Origin of the sequence: Sphingomonas sp. NPDC019816 (genome assembly GCF_050274375.1) — a bacterium.
Classification (GTDB): domain Bacteria; phylum Pseudomonadota; class Alphaproteobacteria; order Sphingomonadales; family Sphingomonadaceae; genus Sphingomonas.
On sequence record NZ_JBNNOB010000099.1, the window covers coordinates 1 to 14,653 of the forward strand.

Sequence of the window (14,653 nt, forward strand, 5' to 3'; positions counted from 1 at the left end):
CATCGACCGCGTATCAGCGAACGCGCGGGCCGCCGAACGGCAGCGGGGGCGGCGGGCGGCGATCGCGACGCGGCAGCTGCGCCTGATAGGCGTGGCCGCAATGCTCGACGCAATAGGGGAAGCCCGGATTCACCTTTTCGCCGCAGAAATGGAAGTCGGGCTCGCCCGGATGGCCGAGCGGCCATTTGCAGATCCGGTCGTTCAGATCGAGCAGCGAGGTCTTGCCCGCGATCTCCGCGCTCGGCTTGGCGGGGACCAGGCGGCGGGGCGGGGCGGGCGAGGGCGGGGGCTGTTGCTCACCCGGCGACTGGCGGACGAAGCCGCCCGGTCCAACCGAGCGCAGCACCGGCTGCAGCTCGCGGGTCGGCTCGGCGGCGGGTTCGGGCGCGGCATCGGCCACCGGCTCGGGGGCGGCGGGTTCGGGCTCTGGCTCGACCACCGGCGGCGGGGCGGCGGCGGGAGTGGGCGCCGGAGCCTCGACGGCGGCGGCCGCCGGCTCGTTGGCACGGACCGGGGAGGGGCGCGCCTGAAGCCCCAGGCGATGCGCCTTGCCGATCACGGCGTTGCGGCTGACCCCGCCCAGTGCTTCGGCGATCTGGCTGGCGGTCTGACCCGCTTCCCACATCGTCCTGAGCGTATCGATCCGCTCATCGGTCCACGACATTCGAAACCTTTCCTCACTTCATCTTCGCACCGGGTTGCGGGCGGGCACCGCAGCGGTTACGCGCTATTGCGATGAGCAGCCAGCCCCCAATCGGCGAAATCCCGTCGGCAGTGCGCGCCGCCCCCGGTGAGCCCGTTATTCGGAACATCAACTGGGGCGGCCTTCGAACCCTCTATATCAAGGAGGTGCGCCGGTTCTTCAAGGTGCAGCTCCAGACGATCTGGGCGCCGGCGGTCACGACGCTGCTCTATCTGATCATTTTCACCACCGCGCTGGGCGGGCGTCATGCCGTGCCGGTGGCGGGGACGCAGGTGCCGTTCGCCGATTTCATCGCGCCGGGCCTGATCGTCATGGGCATGATGAACAACGCCTTCGCCAATGCCAGCTTCTCGCTGCTGGTCGGCAAGATCCAGGGCACGATCGTCGATTATCTGATGCCGCCGCTGTCGACCGCCGAGCTGTTGGCCGCGCTGGTCGGCGGCGCGGTGACGCGCGCGATCCTGGTCGGGGTGACGGTGTGGGTGGCGATGGTCATCTGGCCGGGCGTGCATGTCACCCCGCATGCCTTTTTCGCGGTGTTGTGGTTCGGGCTGCTCGGTTCGGTCTTCCTGGCGCTGCTGGGTGTGCTGACCTCGATCTGGGCGGAGAAGTTCGACCATGCCGCCGCGGTCACCAATTTCGTCGTCGTGCCGCTCTCGCTGCTGTCGGGTACCTTCTATTCGGTCGATGGCCTGGCACCGGCGTTCCGCGCGATCAGCCATGCCAACCCGTTCTTCTATGTCATCTCGGGCTTCCGTTACGGCTTTCTGGGGCTGGCCGACTCGCCGGTGACGCTGGGCGGGTTCGTGGTTCTCGGCATCGACGTGGTGATGGCCGTCCTCTGCTATGCGCTGCTGCGCAAGGGCTGGAAGCTCAAGAATTGATCGCGCCGTCTTAACGCGGTTTTTACCCGGAAAGCGGTAGTCACAGGCTTCCGCTTCAGCAGTGGACTCTCCCTTGTCCGGGTCTTCAGCATGCCCGGTGTCAGGTCCTGAACGGGGCCGCACACGCGCAACGGCGCGTCGCGGCCCCGATTTTTTGCTACCGTCACAGGTCTTTGGGCGCTCGCCATTGCAAGACGGCGGCAATCGGCGTAGCGGTCGCGCCCATCATGACATCTTCTGCTCCCATGGCGGTCGTGCTCGTTTCGGGCGGGCTGGACTCGATGATTTCCGCTGCCTCGGCCAAGGCCGCCGGATACCGCGTGCTCGCGCTGTCGGTCGATTATAACCAGCGCCACAAGGTCGAACTCGCCGCCGCCGCGCGAGTCGCCGAGGCGCTGGGGGCCGAGCGCCATATCGTCCTGCCGCTCGACCTGTCGGCCTTTGGCGGCTCGGCGCTGACCGCCGACATTGATGTGCCCAAGGACGGCGTACAGCCGGGCATTCCGGTCACCTATGTGCCCGCGCGCAATACGATTTTCCTTAGCCTCGCACTGGGCTGGGCCGAGGCGGCGGGCGCGCGCGACCTGTTCATCGGCGTCAATGCGCTGGACTATTCGGGCTATCCCGATTGCCGGCCGGAGTTCATCGCGGGGTTCGAAAGCCTGGCCGAAATCGCGACCAAGGCGGGCGTCGAAGGCCAGCCGTTCAAGATCCACGCGCCGCTCCAGCACATGACCAAGGCCGACATCGTGCGCGAAGGCACGCGGCTGGGCGTCGATATGGGGCTGAGCTGGTCCTGCTACGACCCGACGCCCGAGGGGCTGCATTGCGGCGAATGCGACAGCTGCCGCCTGCGCTCCAAGGGGTTCGAGGAAGCGGGCATCGCCGACCCCACCGCCTATGCGGTCAAGCCGCAGGGCTGATCCGATGAGCTACGCCGTCAAGGAAATGTTCCTGACGCTCCAGGGCGAGGGCGTGCAGGCCGGGCGGCGCGCGGTATTCGTGCGCTTTGCCGGCTGCAACCTGTGGTCGGGCCGCGAGCAGGATCGGGCGAGCGCCATCTGCCGTTTCTGCGACACCGATTTCGTCGGGGTCGACGGTCTGGGCGGCGGGCGCTTTGCCGATGCGGCTGCGCTGGTCGCGGCGGTCGAAGGGTTCTGGGGCGTTGAGCGGGACGAGCGCTTCGTGGTGCTGACCGGTGGCGAGCCGATGCTTCAGGTCGACGACGCGCTGGTCGATGCTCTGCATGCCGCCGGCTTCTTCATCGCGATCGAGAGCAACGGGACGCTTCCGGCGCATCCGGGCATCGATTGGGTGTGCATCAGCCCCAAGGCGGGGTCGGAAGTCGTCCAGCGATCGGGTCAGGAATTGAAGCTGGTCTGGCCGCAGGCGGGGATCGATCCGGCCGAGGTCGAGGGCTGGGATTTCGCCAACCATCTGCTTCAGCCGCTGGATGATCCTCGGGCAGAGGCGAATCGCGAGGCGTGTATCGCGGTAGTGATGGAGCGCCCGCGCTGGCGGTTGACGCTCCAGACGCACAAGATGCTGGGGTTGCGGTAGGGGTTACTTGGTTGGCGTCGGGGCGTGCGCTTCGACTTCGCTCAGCGTGAACGGCTGTCAGAGGTTTAGTCCTAACGTCCGTTCAGCCTGAGCGAAGTCGAAGGCCACGCCACTCACGCTAACGCAGCGCGGAACGTGCACTTCGACTTCGCTCAGTGCGAACGGAACTCAGTGAACGAACCGCGCCACCACGTCGCGATAGCTGCGCGACACCTTCACCTGCGCGCCCGATTCGAGCAGCAGGAAGCATTCGCCATTGGTATGCGGCTTCACCTGCTTGACCAAGTCGAGATTTACGATGGTCGACCGGTGCACTCGCTGGAAACGGCGTGGGTCGAGCCGCTTTTCCAAATCCTTCATCGTCTCGCGCAGGACCAGCGAATTGTCGCCGGTGTTAATGACCATGTAATCGCCGGCGGCCTCGATCATCTCGATCGTGTCGACATCGACGCGGAAAATCTGGCCGCGATCCTTGATGTTGATGAGCTTCTCGAACCGGCTCGACGCCACTTCACCGCCCTCCGTTAGATCGGTGACCGCGTCGGGCGCATGCTCGGCCAGCACTTCCTTCAGCTTCTCGACCTCGCCCGCACCGCGCTTCTCGTTCAGGCGCTGGCGCACGCGGTCGAGCGTGTCGGCCAGGCGGGCCTCCTCGACCGGCTTCATCAAATAATCGACCGCCTGCGCCTCGAACGCGCGCAGGGCATGGTCGGAATAGGCGGTGACGAAGACGAACAACGGCGGCTCGACCTCCATCAGGCCCTGAATCACCGAAAACCCGTCGAAACCCGGCATCTGGATGTCGAGGAAGACGAGGTCGGGCTTGTGCGTCTTGATCGCGCGGATCGCCTCGCGCCCGTTCGAGCAGCGCTCGATGATCTCGACGTCGTCGTGCGCCTGGAGCCTGATCTCCAGTCCCTGGATCGCCAGGGGCTCGTCGTCGACGAGGATGGTACGGATGGTCATGCGGCCTCTCTATTCACATTCTCGAGCTGGAACGGGATCTCGATCTCGACCGAGTACCCCCCAGCCGGCGCGGAGCGGGATTCGAAACGATGGTCCGGACCATAGGCCTGGGCCAGTCGTTCGCGGATATTGGACAGTCCGACGCCGGTCGAAACGCTTGAGGAATGACGGGTCTCGTGCAAGCCGGGGCCGGTATCCGATACGGCGATCCGCACCCGTTGCCCGACCAGTCGCACATCGACGCGGATTTCCGCGCCTTCCTCCTGCGGCGTGACGGCGTATTTGATGGCATTCTCGACCAGCGGCTGCAGCAGCAGCGAGGGCAGACGGGCGCGCTCGGCGCGCGGGTCGATCTCGAAACTCGGGCGCAGGCGGTCCTCGAAGCGCATCTTCTCAATTTCGAGATAGAGTTTCAGGGTTTCAACCTCTTGCGCCACGGTCACATGCGCCGTGGGCTCATTCGCCAGCGTGTAGCGCAGAAAGGCTGACAACCGGCTTAACATCGCGTTCGCCCGCTCGGTCTGCTTGAGCAGCACCAGCGTCGAGATCGAGTTGAGCGTGTTGAACAGGAAATGCGGGTTCAGCTGATAGCGGAGCATCGCCAGTTGCGCCGAGGACGCCTGTAATTCCAGCGCGCGCATCTCGTCGATCTGGCTCTCGACGATCAGATAATAGTTGATCGCGAAATACAGCGCCGACCAGCCCGCCAGCACCACGAAGGTGATGAACAGGTTGCCGATCAGCAGGGTGACGGTGACCCCCGGCTGGGTCGTGGTGATGAACGAGAAGGAAAAGGCGTTGAGCGCGGCATAGAGGAAGGTCGCCGCCGCCAGCGTTGCCAGCGTCAGGAACACGCCCATGATACGCGGGATGCGGCGATAATAGCCATAGAGGGTCGAGAGCAGCAGGGTGATGCAATAGCCCAGGATCGCCTCGATGATCACGGGTATGATCTTCTCCAGCGAAAAGCCGTTGGAGATGCCGACCACCGAGCGCAGCACCAGATAACCCGACCAGCCAGCCGCCTGCAGCGTCCAGAAGGCGCGCGCCTTGTTCTCGAAAAACGGCCGCACCGACAAGGGATCGGACGCGGCGGGCGAAGCGGCGGAAGTCGCGACGGGCGAATGGGTGGCCATGGCCGGGCGACATCTACACGGCCCGGGCGGCAAGGGCAAAGATTGGGGGCGGGGCAAAAAAGAAGGGCCGCCCTTCCCGAAGGAGGGGCGGCCCGATTTGCATTCGGCGCGAGCGCCGCGATCGAACTTAGAACTGCGTATTGAGCGAGACGATCAGCGCACGCGGCGAACCAATCTGCACGAACGGCAGCGAAGAGACGACATTCGCAGTCTGGCCGGCTTGGCCCAGGCCACCGACATAGAAGGTGTTGAACACATTCTGGAGGTTCAGCTGGATGTAGGTCTTGTCAGTACCGATCCCGGTCCAGCCGAGCGAGATACGAGCGTCCAGATCAACCGTGGTATAGCCGGGGGCATAGGCGCCATAGGTCTGGTACTGGATGCCACGCGTACCAGTGAAGGATGCGGGGACATTGGCGACCGTCGGACACACATTGTTGATCAGCGCGACGGTGCAGGCGAACTGAGGCAGGTTCTGGTCGTTCAGATAACGACGGCCCGTACGCTTCGCCTGAGCACCCAGTTCGACCGGACCCAGTGTCGCCTGAATACGACCGCCCAAGGTGTAGACAGGAGCACCGGATTCACGCTTGCCAGCGGTCAGTGCATAGGTGGGAGCGCCCGGAGCCGAGCAGTTCGTCGTAGTGTTCGCCGCCGTGAGCGTCGTAGGGCAGCGCCCCAGTACGACGTCGTTCTTGATCTCCGACTTCAAATACGAACCAAAGACATAGAACAGCACTTCATTGATCGGACGATAAGCGATCGAACCATCGATGCCGTACTTATCGACGCGGCCCAGATTGCGATAGATCGTCTGCTGGGTGTCCACGTCATAAGCCGAAGCCAGACGGTTGCTGAACTTGGTGTACCAGAGGCCCAGCTGCGCCTGGACGCGATTGGTCGTGTAGCGCGCACCGAAGTCGAAGTTGTCCGAGAATTCAGGACGCGGATTGGCTGCTTCGGCAGCGGCGGGATAATAGAGGGTCTGGTATAGATTGTCGGTACCTGGAACCTGGAAACCGCGAGAGTAATTGCCGAAGATCGATGCGCGGCTGTCGAAACGATAGGTAAAGCCAGCGCTAGGCAGCACGCGGTTATAGCGCAGGACGCGCTGCTGAGGCGCCGCAAAGCCGGTCACCGTGTTCGTAGCCGCGTTGTACGAGTAGGGATTTGCGGCAGCGTAAGCAGCGTTCGCCGCATCGTTACCACGACCCAGGCAGTCAACGTTACCGCCGCCCGATGTGACGAAGCAGAAGTTGTTCAGGTCACGCTTGAACCATGGTGCACGAACGCCCACTTGCAGCGTCAGCATGTCTTCGAAGAACTTGCCGGTATATTCACCCGACAACTGATCGAGGATCGCAAAAGACTGACGATCGCGCTTCTGCACGATGGAGCCATTTGTGGCCAAGATCGGATTGTTGATCGGGAAGACATCGAAGGGGCGGCCATTGAGCTGCAGATAGCCCAGTTCGCCAGTCTGACGGTGGCGCGCATATTCATGGGTATAGGCGACGCGAAGCGTCTGGCCGGGCCTGAAGTCATAACGCAAGGACGAAATCACGCCGTAGCGGTTGGTAACGGTCTGGCTGGGTGCCAGCAGCGTGACGCCGCCATTGGTGGTCGTGCTGCCCACGGTCGTGGTGCGATCCAGCACGTCGCCATCGCCATTCAGGTCGCGACCGAAATAATAGTTGTTGCCGATATAACCGTAGAAGGTCTGGCCGTTACGGGCGGTGAAGCCGCCTTCCTGGCCACGCACCGTGCCGCCGCCATTGGCCTTGGTGTACTGATAATAAGGGTCGGCCGACAGGACGAGATTGTCTGCCAACGTGAAGCGCGAATTGATACGGATGTTCGCGGTGTTCGACGGGTTGTATCGTTCGTCGAAGCTGGTGCCACAGCTGTTGGGTACGTCGACCGCGCCGGCTTGCGGCGTATCGATCTGACAGCGAGCCACATTGTACGGCAGTTCGTCGCGGCTATTGGGGAAGCGGTTGCTTGAACCCGTGCCTGCCGTGCGGACCGCACCGGTCACCAAGGTCGGAGCTGCGGCGTTGGCGCCGGTACCGCCCGTCGAGGTGAACACGTTGGTGTCATTGCGCAGCGGAGCCGAACCGAAGAAATTGTTCCGGTTCTGGTTGTAATGGCCCGAGATCGCAATGAAGTCGCCGTTGCCGCCGATGGGCTGATAAACCTTGGCGTTATACTGCTGCTTGTTGATCTTGCCGTAATTGTTGAACACGACGTCATTCGTCGCGCTGCTACCCGCGATCCAGGCCTTGGTGCCCCAGGGGGTGAACACGCCGGTGTTGACCAGACCAAAGACGCGGAAGAAGCTGTAGTCGCCAACCGAGCCGACCATGCGTGCGCCGAAGCTATCGGTGGGAATAAGACTGCGATAATTGACCGTCGAGCCGGTGGCGCCAGGCGTCGGCGAATCGACGTCCGTGGTTCCAAGATTGACGTTGACCTGCTCGATCAGTTCGGGGTCGAGCTGTTGATTCGAGTAAATCGCGTAATTGCCGGTATCATTCAGCGGAATGCCGTCGAACGTCTGATTGATGCGGCTCGAATCGAAGCCACGGATGGTCAGCGTGCCGCCAGCGGAACCGAAGGGATCGTTATTCTGAAAGCTAACGCCTGGCAGATTGTTGATGATTTCGTTGACGCTCTGACCCGGCGTTTGGCGGCTGATGAACTCCTGGGTCAGCACAGCCTTGTTGCGGGTGGTATCGACGGTTTTGATGCCGCCGACGCTATCGGAGCGGCTGCCCGTGACGACGACTTCTTCAGCGTCCACGGAACCGGTCGACTGCGCAGACACCGCCGCCGGAATCGCGAGCGCGACGACCGCCGCACCCAGGAAGAGAGTATTTCGCATATAAGGTCCCCTTTTCGCGCAGGCGCGCGGTCCGACCGTATTTCGGTTCGGTTGAGCGGCCCCCTGCGGTACGAACATTGCCGTTATGTGACAAAATTCATTCGCGCGACAGGGGGGCTTCACTCCGTTGCAGGGCGTTGCAGATTGGCAACGGTCGGCGGGGGCGGCCGTCGTGCATGTCGCTTGATTTGTTATGATTTTCTCGGGCGCGGCCGATCTAGGCGGCCGCGCCCGCCGCCCTTTCTCAGCTCGCGGCGACCAGCGCGTTCCAGGCGGCCTCGTCGATCACCGCGATGCCCAGGTCCTGCGCCTTTTTCAGCTTCGAGCCTGCGCCGGGCCCGGCGATGACCAGGTCGGTCTTGGCCGACACCGATCCCGAAACGCGTGCGCCCAGCGCTTCGGCTTGCGCCTTGGCCTCGTCGCGCGACAGGGTTTCGAGCGTGCCGGTGAAGACCAGGGTCTTGCCGGTCACGTCCGATTCGCGGGTCTGGTGAACGACGTCCGCCGGCGTCACTTCGGACAGGAGGTCGTCAACGACCGCGCGGTTATGCTCCTCGGCGAAGAAGTCGAGCAGCGCGTCGGCGACCTCTGGGCCGATCTGGGGCGTGTCGATCGCGGCGACGATCGCGCGCTGGCGGCGCAGTTCGTATTTGCGCTCCGGCTCGCCCAGCGCCGGCACCGTCTCGGCCCGGATCTGTAGCGCGGCGTCGATCATCGCGCGGAACCCCGCCATCGACACGAAGCGGCGCGCCAGGTCGCGGGCGGTGATCTCGCCGACATGGCGGATGCCGAGCGCGAAGAGGAAGCGGTCGAGCGATATGTCGCGCCGCGCGTCGATCGCCGCCAGCAGCTTGTCGACCACCAACTCCGACATACGCTCACGCTGGATCAGCGCCTCGCGATGCTGATGCAGGCGGAAGATGTCGGCGGGCGAGGCGATCAGGCCGTCGCGGAAGAATTCCTCGATACGGACCAGGCCAAGGCCGGTGATGTCGAAGGCATGGCGCGAGACGAAATGGATCAGCCGTTCGACCCGCTGCGCCGGGCAGATCAACCCGCCGGTGCAGCGGATGACGACTTCGCCCTCCTCGCGCGTCGCGAGGCTGCCGCATTCGGGGCAATGATCGGGGAAGACGAAGGGCGCGCGTTCGGTATCGCGGGTCAAGTTCTCGACGATCTGCGGGATGACGTCGCCGGCGCGTTGCAGGACGACGCGGTCGCCGGGGCGAACGCCCAGCCGCTCGATCTCGTCGGCATTGTGCAGCGTGGCGTTGGTCACGACGACGCCGCCCACCGTCACCGCCTCCAGCCGCGCGACGGGGGTCAGCGCGCCGGTGCGGCCGACCTGGATGTCGATCCGCTCCAGCGTGGTCTGCGCGCGCTCGGCCGGGAATTTGTGCGCGATCGCCCAGCGCGGCGTGCGCCCGACGATGCCGAGCCGCGCCTGCCAGTCGAGCCGGTCGACCTTGTAGACGACGCCGTCGATGTCGAAGGGCAGGTCGGCGCGCTGTGCCTCGATCGCGCGATAGATGGCGAGCGCGGCGGCGGCATCGGGCACGCGGGCAAAGGCGTCGGCGATGGGAAAGCCCCAGCGGCGCCACGTCTCGACCATGTCGAACTGGGTTTCGACCGGAACCTCGCTCGCCTCGCCCCAGCCATGCGCCAGGAAGCGCAAGGGGCGGCCGGCGGTGATCGCGGGGTTCTTCTGGCGCAGCGAGCCGGCGGCGGCGTTGCGCGGATTGGCGAACTGGCGCGCCTCCTTGCCGGTCTCCGCCGCCTCCTGGGCGAGGCGGGCGTTGAGCGCGGTGAAGTCGGCCTTGCTCATATAGACCTCGCCGCGCACCTCGAACACGCCGGGCGCGGGGATGGCCTGCGGAATGTCGGCGATGGTGCGGACATTCTCGGTCACGTCCTCACCGATCGCGCCGTCGCCGCGCGTCAGCGCCTGGACCAGCCGGCCGTCGACATAGCGCAGCGAACAGGACAGCCCGTCGATCTTGGGCTCGGCGGTCAGGACGACTGGTTCGTCGTCGGGCAGCTTCAGGTAACGGCGGACGCGGCCGACGAAGTCCTCGACCTCCTCATCGCTGAACGCGTTGTCGAGGCTGGTCATCGGCCGGGCGTGCGGCACCTTGGCGAGATGCGCGGCCGGGGCGGCGCCCACCTGTCGGTTGGGCGAGTCGCTGCGAACCAGATGCGGGAAAGCAGCCTCGATCGCATTGTTGCGGCGGACCAGCGCGTCATAATCCGCGTCCGAAATCTCGGGCGCATCCTCGGTATGGTAGAGTCGGTTATGATGCGCGATCTCGCGGGCGAGCGCCTCCAGATCGGCGGCGGCTTCGAGATCGGTTTGCGGCAGGGCGGGGAGGGCGGTCACGCCGCCGGTGCTAGTCCACCCCTTGCCGGTCGATCAAGCGGCAGGCGGCGCAAAGATCGTTCGATCAGCCGATATAGGCGGGCTGCGTCACGTCCCGGCTGGCGGGAGCAAGTCCGTTATGCGCGGTCAACCAGTCGCAGGCCTGTTCGATATGGATGCCGACCATCGCCAGATTCATCTTGTCGGCCAGCAACAGGCAGGATCGCAATTCCGCCATCAGCGCGGTCATATCGTTTGTATCGCCAATTGCCGCGGATTCGAGGGAAGACACCGACATTCGACATATCCAGGATGGAGGTCAGAACAAGCCAACCTCCACGATATACCATCAATTTCTCAAATATAAAACCTGATTTGAACCTGCAAATCACTCCGTTTCGATCAGGCGATCGGCCTGCGCGCGCGCCTCGTCGGTGATGGTTGCCCCGGACAGCATCCGCGCGATCTCCTCGCGACGTTCGTCCGATCCCAGTGTGCGAACGCCGGTGCGGGTGACGGTGCCGTCATGGCTCTTGGCGATCAGCAGATGCGCCGCGCCGCGCGCTGCCACCTGCGGACTATGCGTGACGACCAGCAGCTGCGTCCGCCGTGCGAGGCGATGGAGCCGGTCGCCGATCGCCGAGGCCACCGCACCGCCGACGCCGCGATCGATCTCGTCGAAGATCATCGTCGATGCGCCGCCCTCCTCGGCCAGCGCGACCTTCAGCGCCAGGATGAAGCGCGACAATTCGCCGCCGCTGGCGATCTTCATCAGCGGGGCGAAAGGCGCGCCGGGATTGGTCGAAATCTCGAACTCGACCCGGTCCTTGCCCGCCGCCGACCAGCCCGACGGCTCGACGGGAACGACCATGGTGCGGAAGCGCGCGGCGTCGAGCTTCAGGGGCGCAAGTTCGCTTTTCACCGCCTGATCGAGTCGTTCGGCGGCCTTGGCCCGCGCGGTGGAAACGGTGGCGGCGACCTTGTCATAGGCGGCGCGGGCGGCGGCGACGGCGGCCTCCAGCCGGCCGATGCCTTCCTCGCCCGCGTCGAGCCGTTCGAGTCGCCCGCGCAGCTGTTCGGTCAGATCGGCCAGGTCGTCGGGCTGGACGCGATGCTTGCGCGCCATGCCGCGCAGCTCGAACAGGCGGGCCTCATCCTCCTCCAGCGCGCGCGGATCATAGGCGAGTTCGCGCTGCGCCTCGACCAGCCGGTCCTCGGCCAGCGACGCCTCGATCACGGCGCGGTCGATCGCGGCCAGCGCCTCGGCGAGGATGGGGTGGTCCTCGGAAATCCGCTCCAGCACGCGCGCGGCCTGGCGTAGGCCGGCCAGCGCGCCGTCCGACCCTTGCAGATGCTCCTCGATCGCACCCAGTTCGCCCGCGATCTTCTCGGAGCGCTGCATGGTGCGGCGGCGATCGGCCAGCGCCTCTTCCTCACCAGGTTCGGGAGCGAGTTTGGTCAGCTCAGCGACCGCATGTTCCAGCCATTCGCGGTCGCGCGCCGCCGCCTCGATCTCATCGCGGGCGGTGGTCAGCGCGGCATCGGCCTCGCGCAGCCGGGTCCAGGCGGCGGCGACCGGCTGGGTATCGATGCGACCGAAACTGTCGAGCATCGCGCGGTGGCCGCGCGGGTTCAGCAGGCCGCGATCGTCGTGCTGGCCATGGATCTCGACCAGGAACGGTGCGATCTCGCGCAGCAGCGCGGCGGAGGCGGGCTGGCTGTTGACGAAGCCCCGGCTGCCGCCATCGGCCTTGACCAGCCGCCGGACGATCAGCGGTTCGCCGGGCTCGACCACGATGCCCGCTTCGTCCAGGATCGCGGCGAGGCGGCCATCAGGGGCGGGGGGCTCGAAACTGGCGGTGACGATCGCCTGGCCCGCACCGTGACGGACCAGCCCGCTATCACCGCGCCCGCCCAGCGCCAGGCCGAGCGCATCGAGCAGGATCGATTTGCCCGCGCCGGTCTCGCCCGTCAGGACGCCCAGGCCCCGGCCGAAATCGAGGTCCAGCGCCTCGATCAATACGACATCGCGAATGGACAATGCGGTCAGCATGGCGGGCGATATAAAGCCAAACGCCGCGCGATGTTATCCCCCCGATGCGAAAATGATCCCGATTTGTTCGGGAGCGCGTTCCTTCCCTCGCCCCCTCTGGGGGGAGAGGGGGAATTCATGGAAAACTCAGCCCGTCGGCGAGCTGTTGTTGCCGGTCGGGGTCGGGCGGCCGGGGGCGGCGGCGCTGGGGGTGACGGTGCCGCCGCTGCCCGGCAGGCCGATATTGACCGAACCCGGCGTGCCGGTCGGGACCACGGGCTGGCCGGGCTGGATCGCGGGGATCGGCTGCACCGGATATTCGCGCATCAGCTTGTAGGCGCGGTTATACCAGTCGCTGCCCGGATAGTTGGCGCCCAGCACCGCCGCCGATTTCAGCGCTTCGTCCCGCACGCCCAGTGCCAGATAGGTCTCGGTCAGGCGCATCAGTGCTTCGGGCGTGTGGCTGGTCGTCTGATACTTGTCGACCACGGTGCGGAACCGCATCGAGGCCGCCAGCCACTGGTGGCGATCCTCATAGAAGCGGCCGATCTCCATTTCCTTGCCGGCCAGGTGATCGTTGACCAGATCGACCTTCAACCGCGCATCGGCGGCGTAGCGGGTGTTGGGATAGCGGCGCATCAGCTCGCCCAGCGCGTCGAGCGCCTGGCGGGTGATCTTCTGGTCGCGCGTCACGTCCTGGATCTGCTCATAATAGCCGAGCGCGATCAGGTAATAAGCGTAGGGCGCATCGCGATTGCCGGGATGGACCGACAGGAATCGCTGCGCCGACTGGATCGACTGGGTATATTCGCGACCCAGATAATAGCTGAAGGCGCTCATCAGCTGCGCGCGGCGCGCCCAGATCGAATAGGGGTGCTGACGCTCGACCTCGTCGAACAGCAGCGCCGCCTCCTTGTACCGGTGCTGGTCCAGCCGCGTCTTGGCGGCCGTGTACAGCGTGCCGACGTCGCGCGCGACATAAGGCAGGTCGGTGCGGGTACGGTTGCGGGCGCAACCCGCGATCGGAAGGGCCAGAGCGGCGATCAGCGCCAGCGACAGCGCACGGGAACGGGGGTTACGCATCGCGCATGTCCTTAGCGCAGCCGAAGGGCGGGGAACAGTCCCCGCGCGCATCGTCGCGCGGAGGATACGACAGACCGCTTGAACCCCGCCGGACCACGCGGCATGGGACGCGCGAACGGGCGGAACGGCCCATCGCCCGGACGGTTGAACCGTCGCCCGAACGAAAAGGTTGTCGCCCATGCCCGCTACGCTGCTCCACACCCACCGCGTCGAAAAGCCCTGGGGCCGTCATACCCTGTATCCCGGATTCGACGATGCGCCCGCCGACGGTGCACCGATCGGCGAGGTGTGGTTCCAGGAACCGGGCGACACTTCGCCCGACCTGCTGATCAAATATCTGTTCACCAGCGAGAAGCTGTCGGTGCAGGTCCATCCCGACGACGAACAGGCGCAGGCGCGGGGCCTGCCGCGCGGCAAGGACGAATGCTGGACGATCCTGACCGCCGAGCCCGATTCGACCATCGCGCTCGGCCCCAAGGCGCCGATGACCAAGGAGCAGCTGCGCGCCGACGCGCTGGACGGGTCGGTCGAGGACGATCTCGACTGGGTGCCGGTGAAGGAAGGCGATTTCTATTACGCGCCCTCGGGCACGATCCATGCGATCGGTGCCGGCCTGACCGTGATCGAGGTGCAGCAGAACAGCGAGACGACCTATCGCCTGTATGATTATGGCAGCGATCGCGAGCTGCATCTGGAGGACGGCGTCGATGTCGCGCATCTGACCCCATACCAGCCGATCGTTTCGCCGGGGGCGGCGGGCGAGGGGCGCGACATCCTGGTCGAGGGGCCGAAGTTCGTCTTGGAGCGCTGGGCGGCGGGCGATCATGCGGTGGCCCTGCCCGAGGGGCGGACGGCCTGGCTGATCCCGATCACCGGCAGCGGTTCGGTCGCGGGCGTGGACTTCAAGGCGGGCCAGTGCCTGACGGTCACGGGTGCCGAGACGGTGCATCTGTCGTCGGACGGCGACGCGCTGTTCGCCTATGCGGGCACGCAGCGGCTTTGACCTCGACGACTTGAACCAAAATCACCCCTCCCCTTCAGGGGAGGGG

At 65.4% G+C, this 14,653-nt stretch carries 12 protein-coding genes; 4 read left to right on the top strand and 8 right to left on the bottom strand.

From position 1 onward, the window contains the following. Nucleotides 1-13: 13 nt before the first annotated feature. Complete coding sequence (locus ACQKJZ_RS13700; protein WP_427731569.1) at nt 14-664, bottom strand: GcrA family cell cycle regulator; 651 nt, start codon at nt 662-664, stop codon at nt 14-16. A 71-nt stretch (nt 665-735) separates the two neighbouring features. On the opposite strand from ACQKJZ_RS13700, the gene ACQKJZ_RS13705 reads away from it, so the two are divergent. From ACQKJZ_RS13705 to queE, 3 genes are all read left to right on the top strand, one after another. Further along, entirely contained in the window at nt 736-1,587 is an 852-nt protein-coding gene (locus tag ACQKJZ_RS13705) for an ABC transporter permease (RefSeq protein ID WP_312489395.1), read from the top strand. Nucleotides 1,588-1,790: 203 nt separating this feature from the next. Further along, nucleotides 1,791-2,510, top strand: coding sequence for a 7-cyano-7-deazaguanine synthase QueC (gene queC, locus ACQKJZ_RS13710; protein ID WP_427731584.1), 720 nt, complete (start codon nt 1,791-1,793; stop codon nt 2,508-2,510). Nucleotides 2,511-2,514: 4 nt separating this feature from the next. After that, nucleotides 2,515-3,147 (top strand): 7-carboxy-7-deazaguanine synthase, encoded by a 633-nt coding sequence (gene queE, locus ACQKJZ_RS13715; protein WP_427731571.1) that lies wholly within the window; start codon nt 2,515-2,517, stop codon nt 3,145-3,147. A gap of 168 nt (nt 3,148-3,315) precedes the next feature. Here queE and ACQKJZ_RS13720 read toward each other — a convergent pair whose 3' ends face one another. The 7 genes from ACQKJZ_RS13720 to ACQKJZ_RS13750 all read right to left on the bottom strand — a co-directional run bounded on the left by ACQKJZ_RS13720 (nt 3,316) and on the right by ACQKJZ_RS13750 (nt 13,604). After that, nucleotides 3,316-4,113 carry a LytR/AlgR family response regulator transcription factor gene (locus ACQKJZ_RS13720; protein ID WP_312489393.1) on the bottom strand — a complete coding sequence of 266 codons (798 nt, stop codon included), beginning with the start codon at nt 4,111-4,113 and terminating at the stop codon, nt 3,316-3,318. Beyond that, the gene (locus tag ACQKJZ_RS13725; protein WP_312489392.1) at nt 4,110-5,249 is read right to left on the bottom strand and encodes a sensor histidine kinase; all 1,140 of its coding nucleotides are present in this window, start codon (nt 5,247-5,249) and stop codon (nt 4,110-4,112) included. Before ACQKJZ_RS13725 ends, ACQKJZ_RS13720 begins: the two co-directional genes overlap by 4 nt. Nucleotides 5,250-5,376: 127 nt before the next feature. Beyond that, nucleotides 5,377-8,133, bottom strand: coding sequence for a TonB-dependent receptor (locus ACQKJZ_RS13730; protein ID WP_427731574.1), 2,757 nt, complete (start codon nt 8,131-8,133; stop codon nt 5,377-5,379). Nucleotides 8,134-8,377: 244 nt separating this feature from the next. Continuing rightward, on the bottom strand, nt 8,378-10,510 hold the full coding sequence (gene ligA / locus ACQKJZ_RS13735; RefSeq protein ID WP_427731576.1) for an NAD-dependent DNA ligase LigA: 2,133 nt from the start codon (nt 10,508-10,510) through the stop codon (nt 8,378-8,380). A 64-nt stretch (nt 10,511-10,574) separates the two neighbouring features. Continuing rightward, nucleotides 10,575-10,739, bottom strand: coding sequence for a hypothetical protein (locus ACQKJZ_RS13740; RefSeq protein ID WP_427731578.1), 165 nt, complete (start codon nt 10,737-10,739; stop codon nt 10,575-10,577). Between the two features lie 138 nt (nt 10,740-10,877). Beyond that, nucleotides 10,878-12,542, bottom strand: coding sequence for a DNA repair protein RecN (gene recN / locus ACQKJZ_RS13745; protein ID WP_427731580.1), 1,665 nt, complete (start codon nt 12,540-12,542; stop codon nt 10,878-10,880). A gap of 126 nt (nt 12,543-12,668) precedes the next feature. After that, nucleotides 12,669-13,604, bottom strand: a complete 936-nt coding sequence (locus tag ACQKJZ_RS13750) for an outer membrane protein assembly factor BamD (RefSeq protein ID WP_312489387.1) — start codon at nt 13,602-13,604, stop codon at nt 12,669-12,671. A 178-nt stretch (nt 13,605-13,782) separates the two neighbouring features. Between ACQKJZ_RS13750 and ACQKJZ_RS13755 the strand changes: the two genes are divergently transcribed. Beyond that, entirely contained in the window at nt 13,783-14,607 is an 825-nt protein-coding gene (locus tag ACQKJZ_RS13755) for a phosphoheptose isomerase (RefSeq protein WP_427731582.1), read from the top strand. Nucleotides 14,608-14,653: the final 46 nt, after the last annotated feature.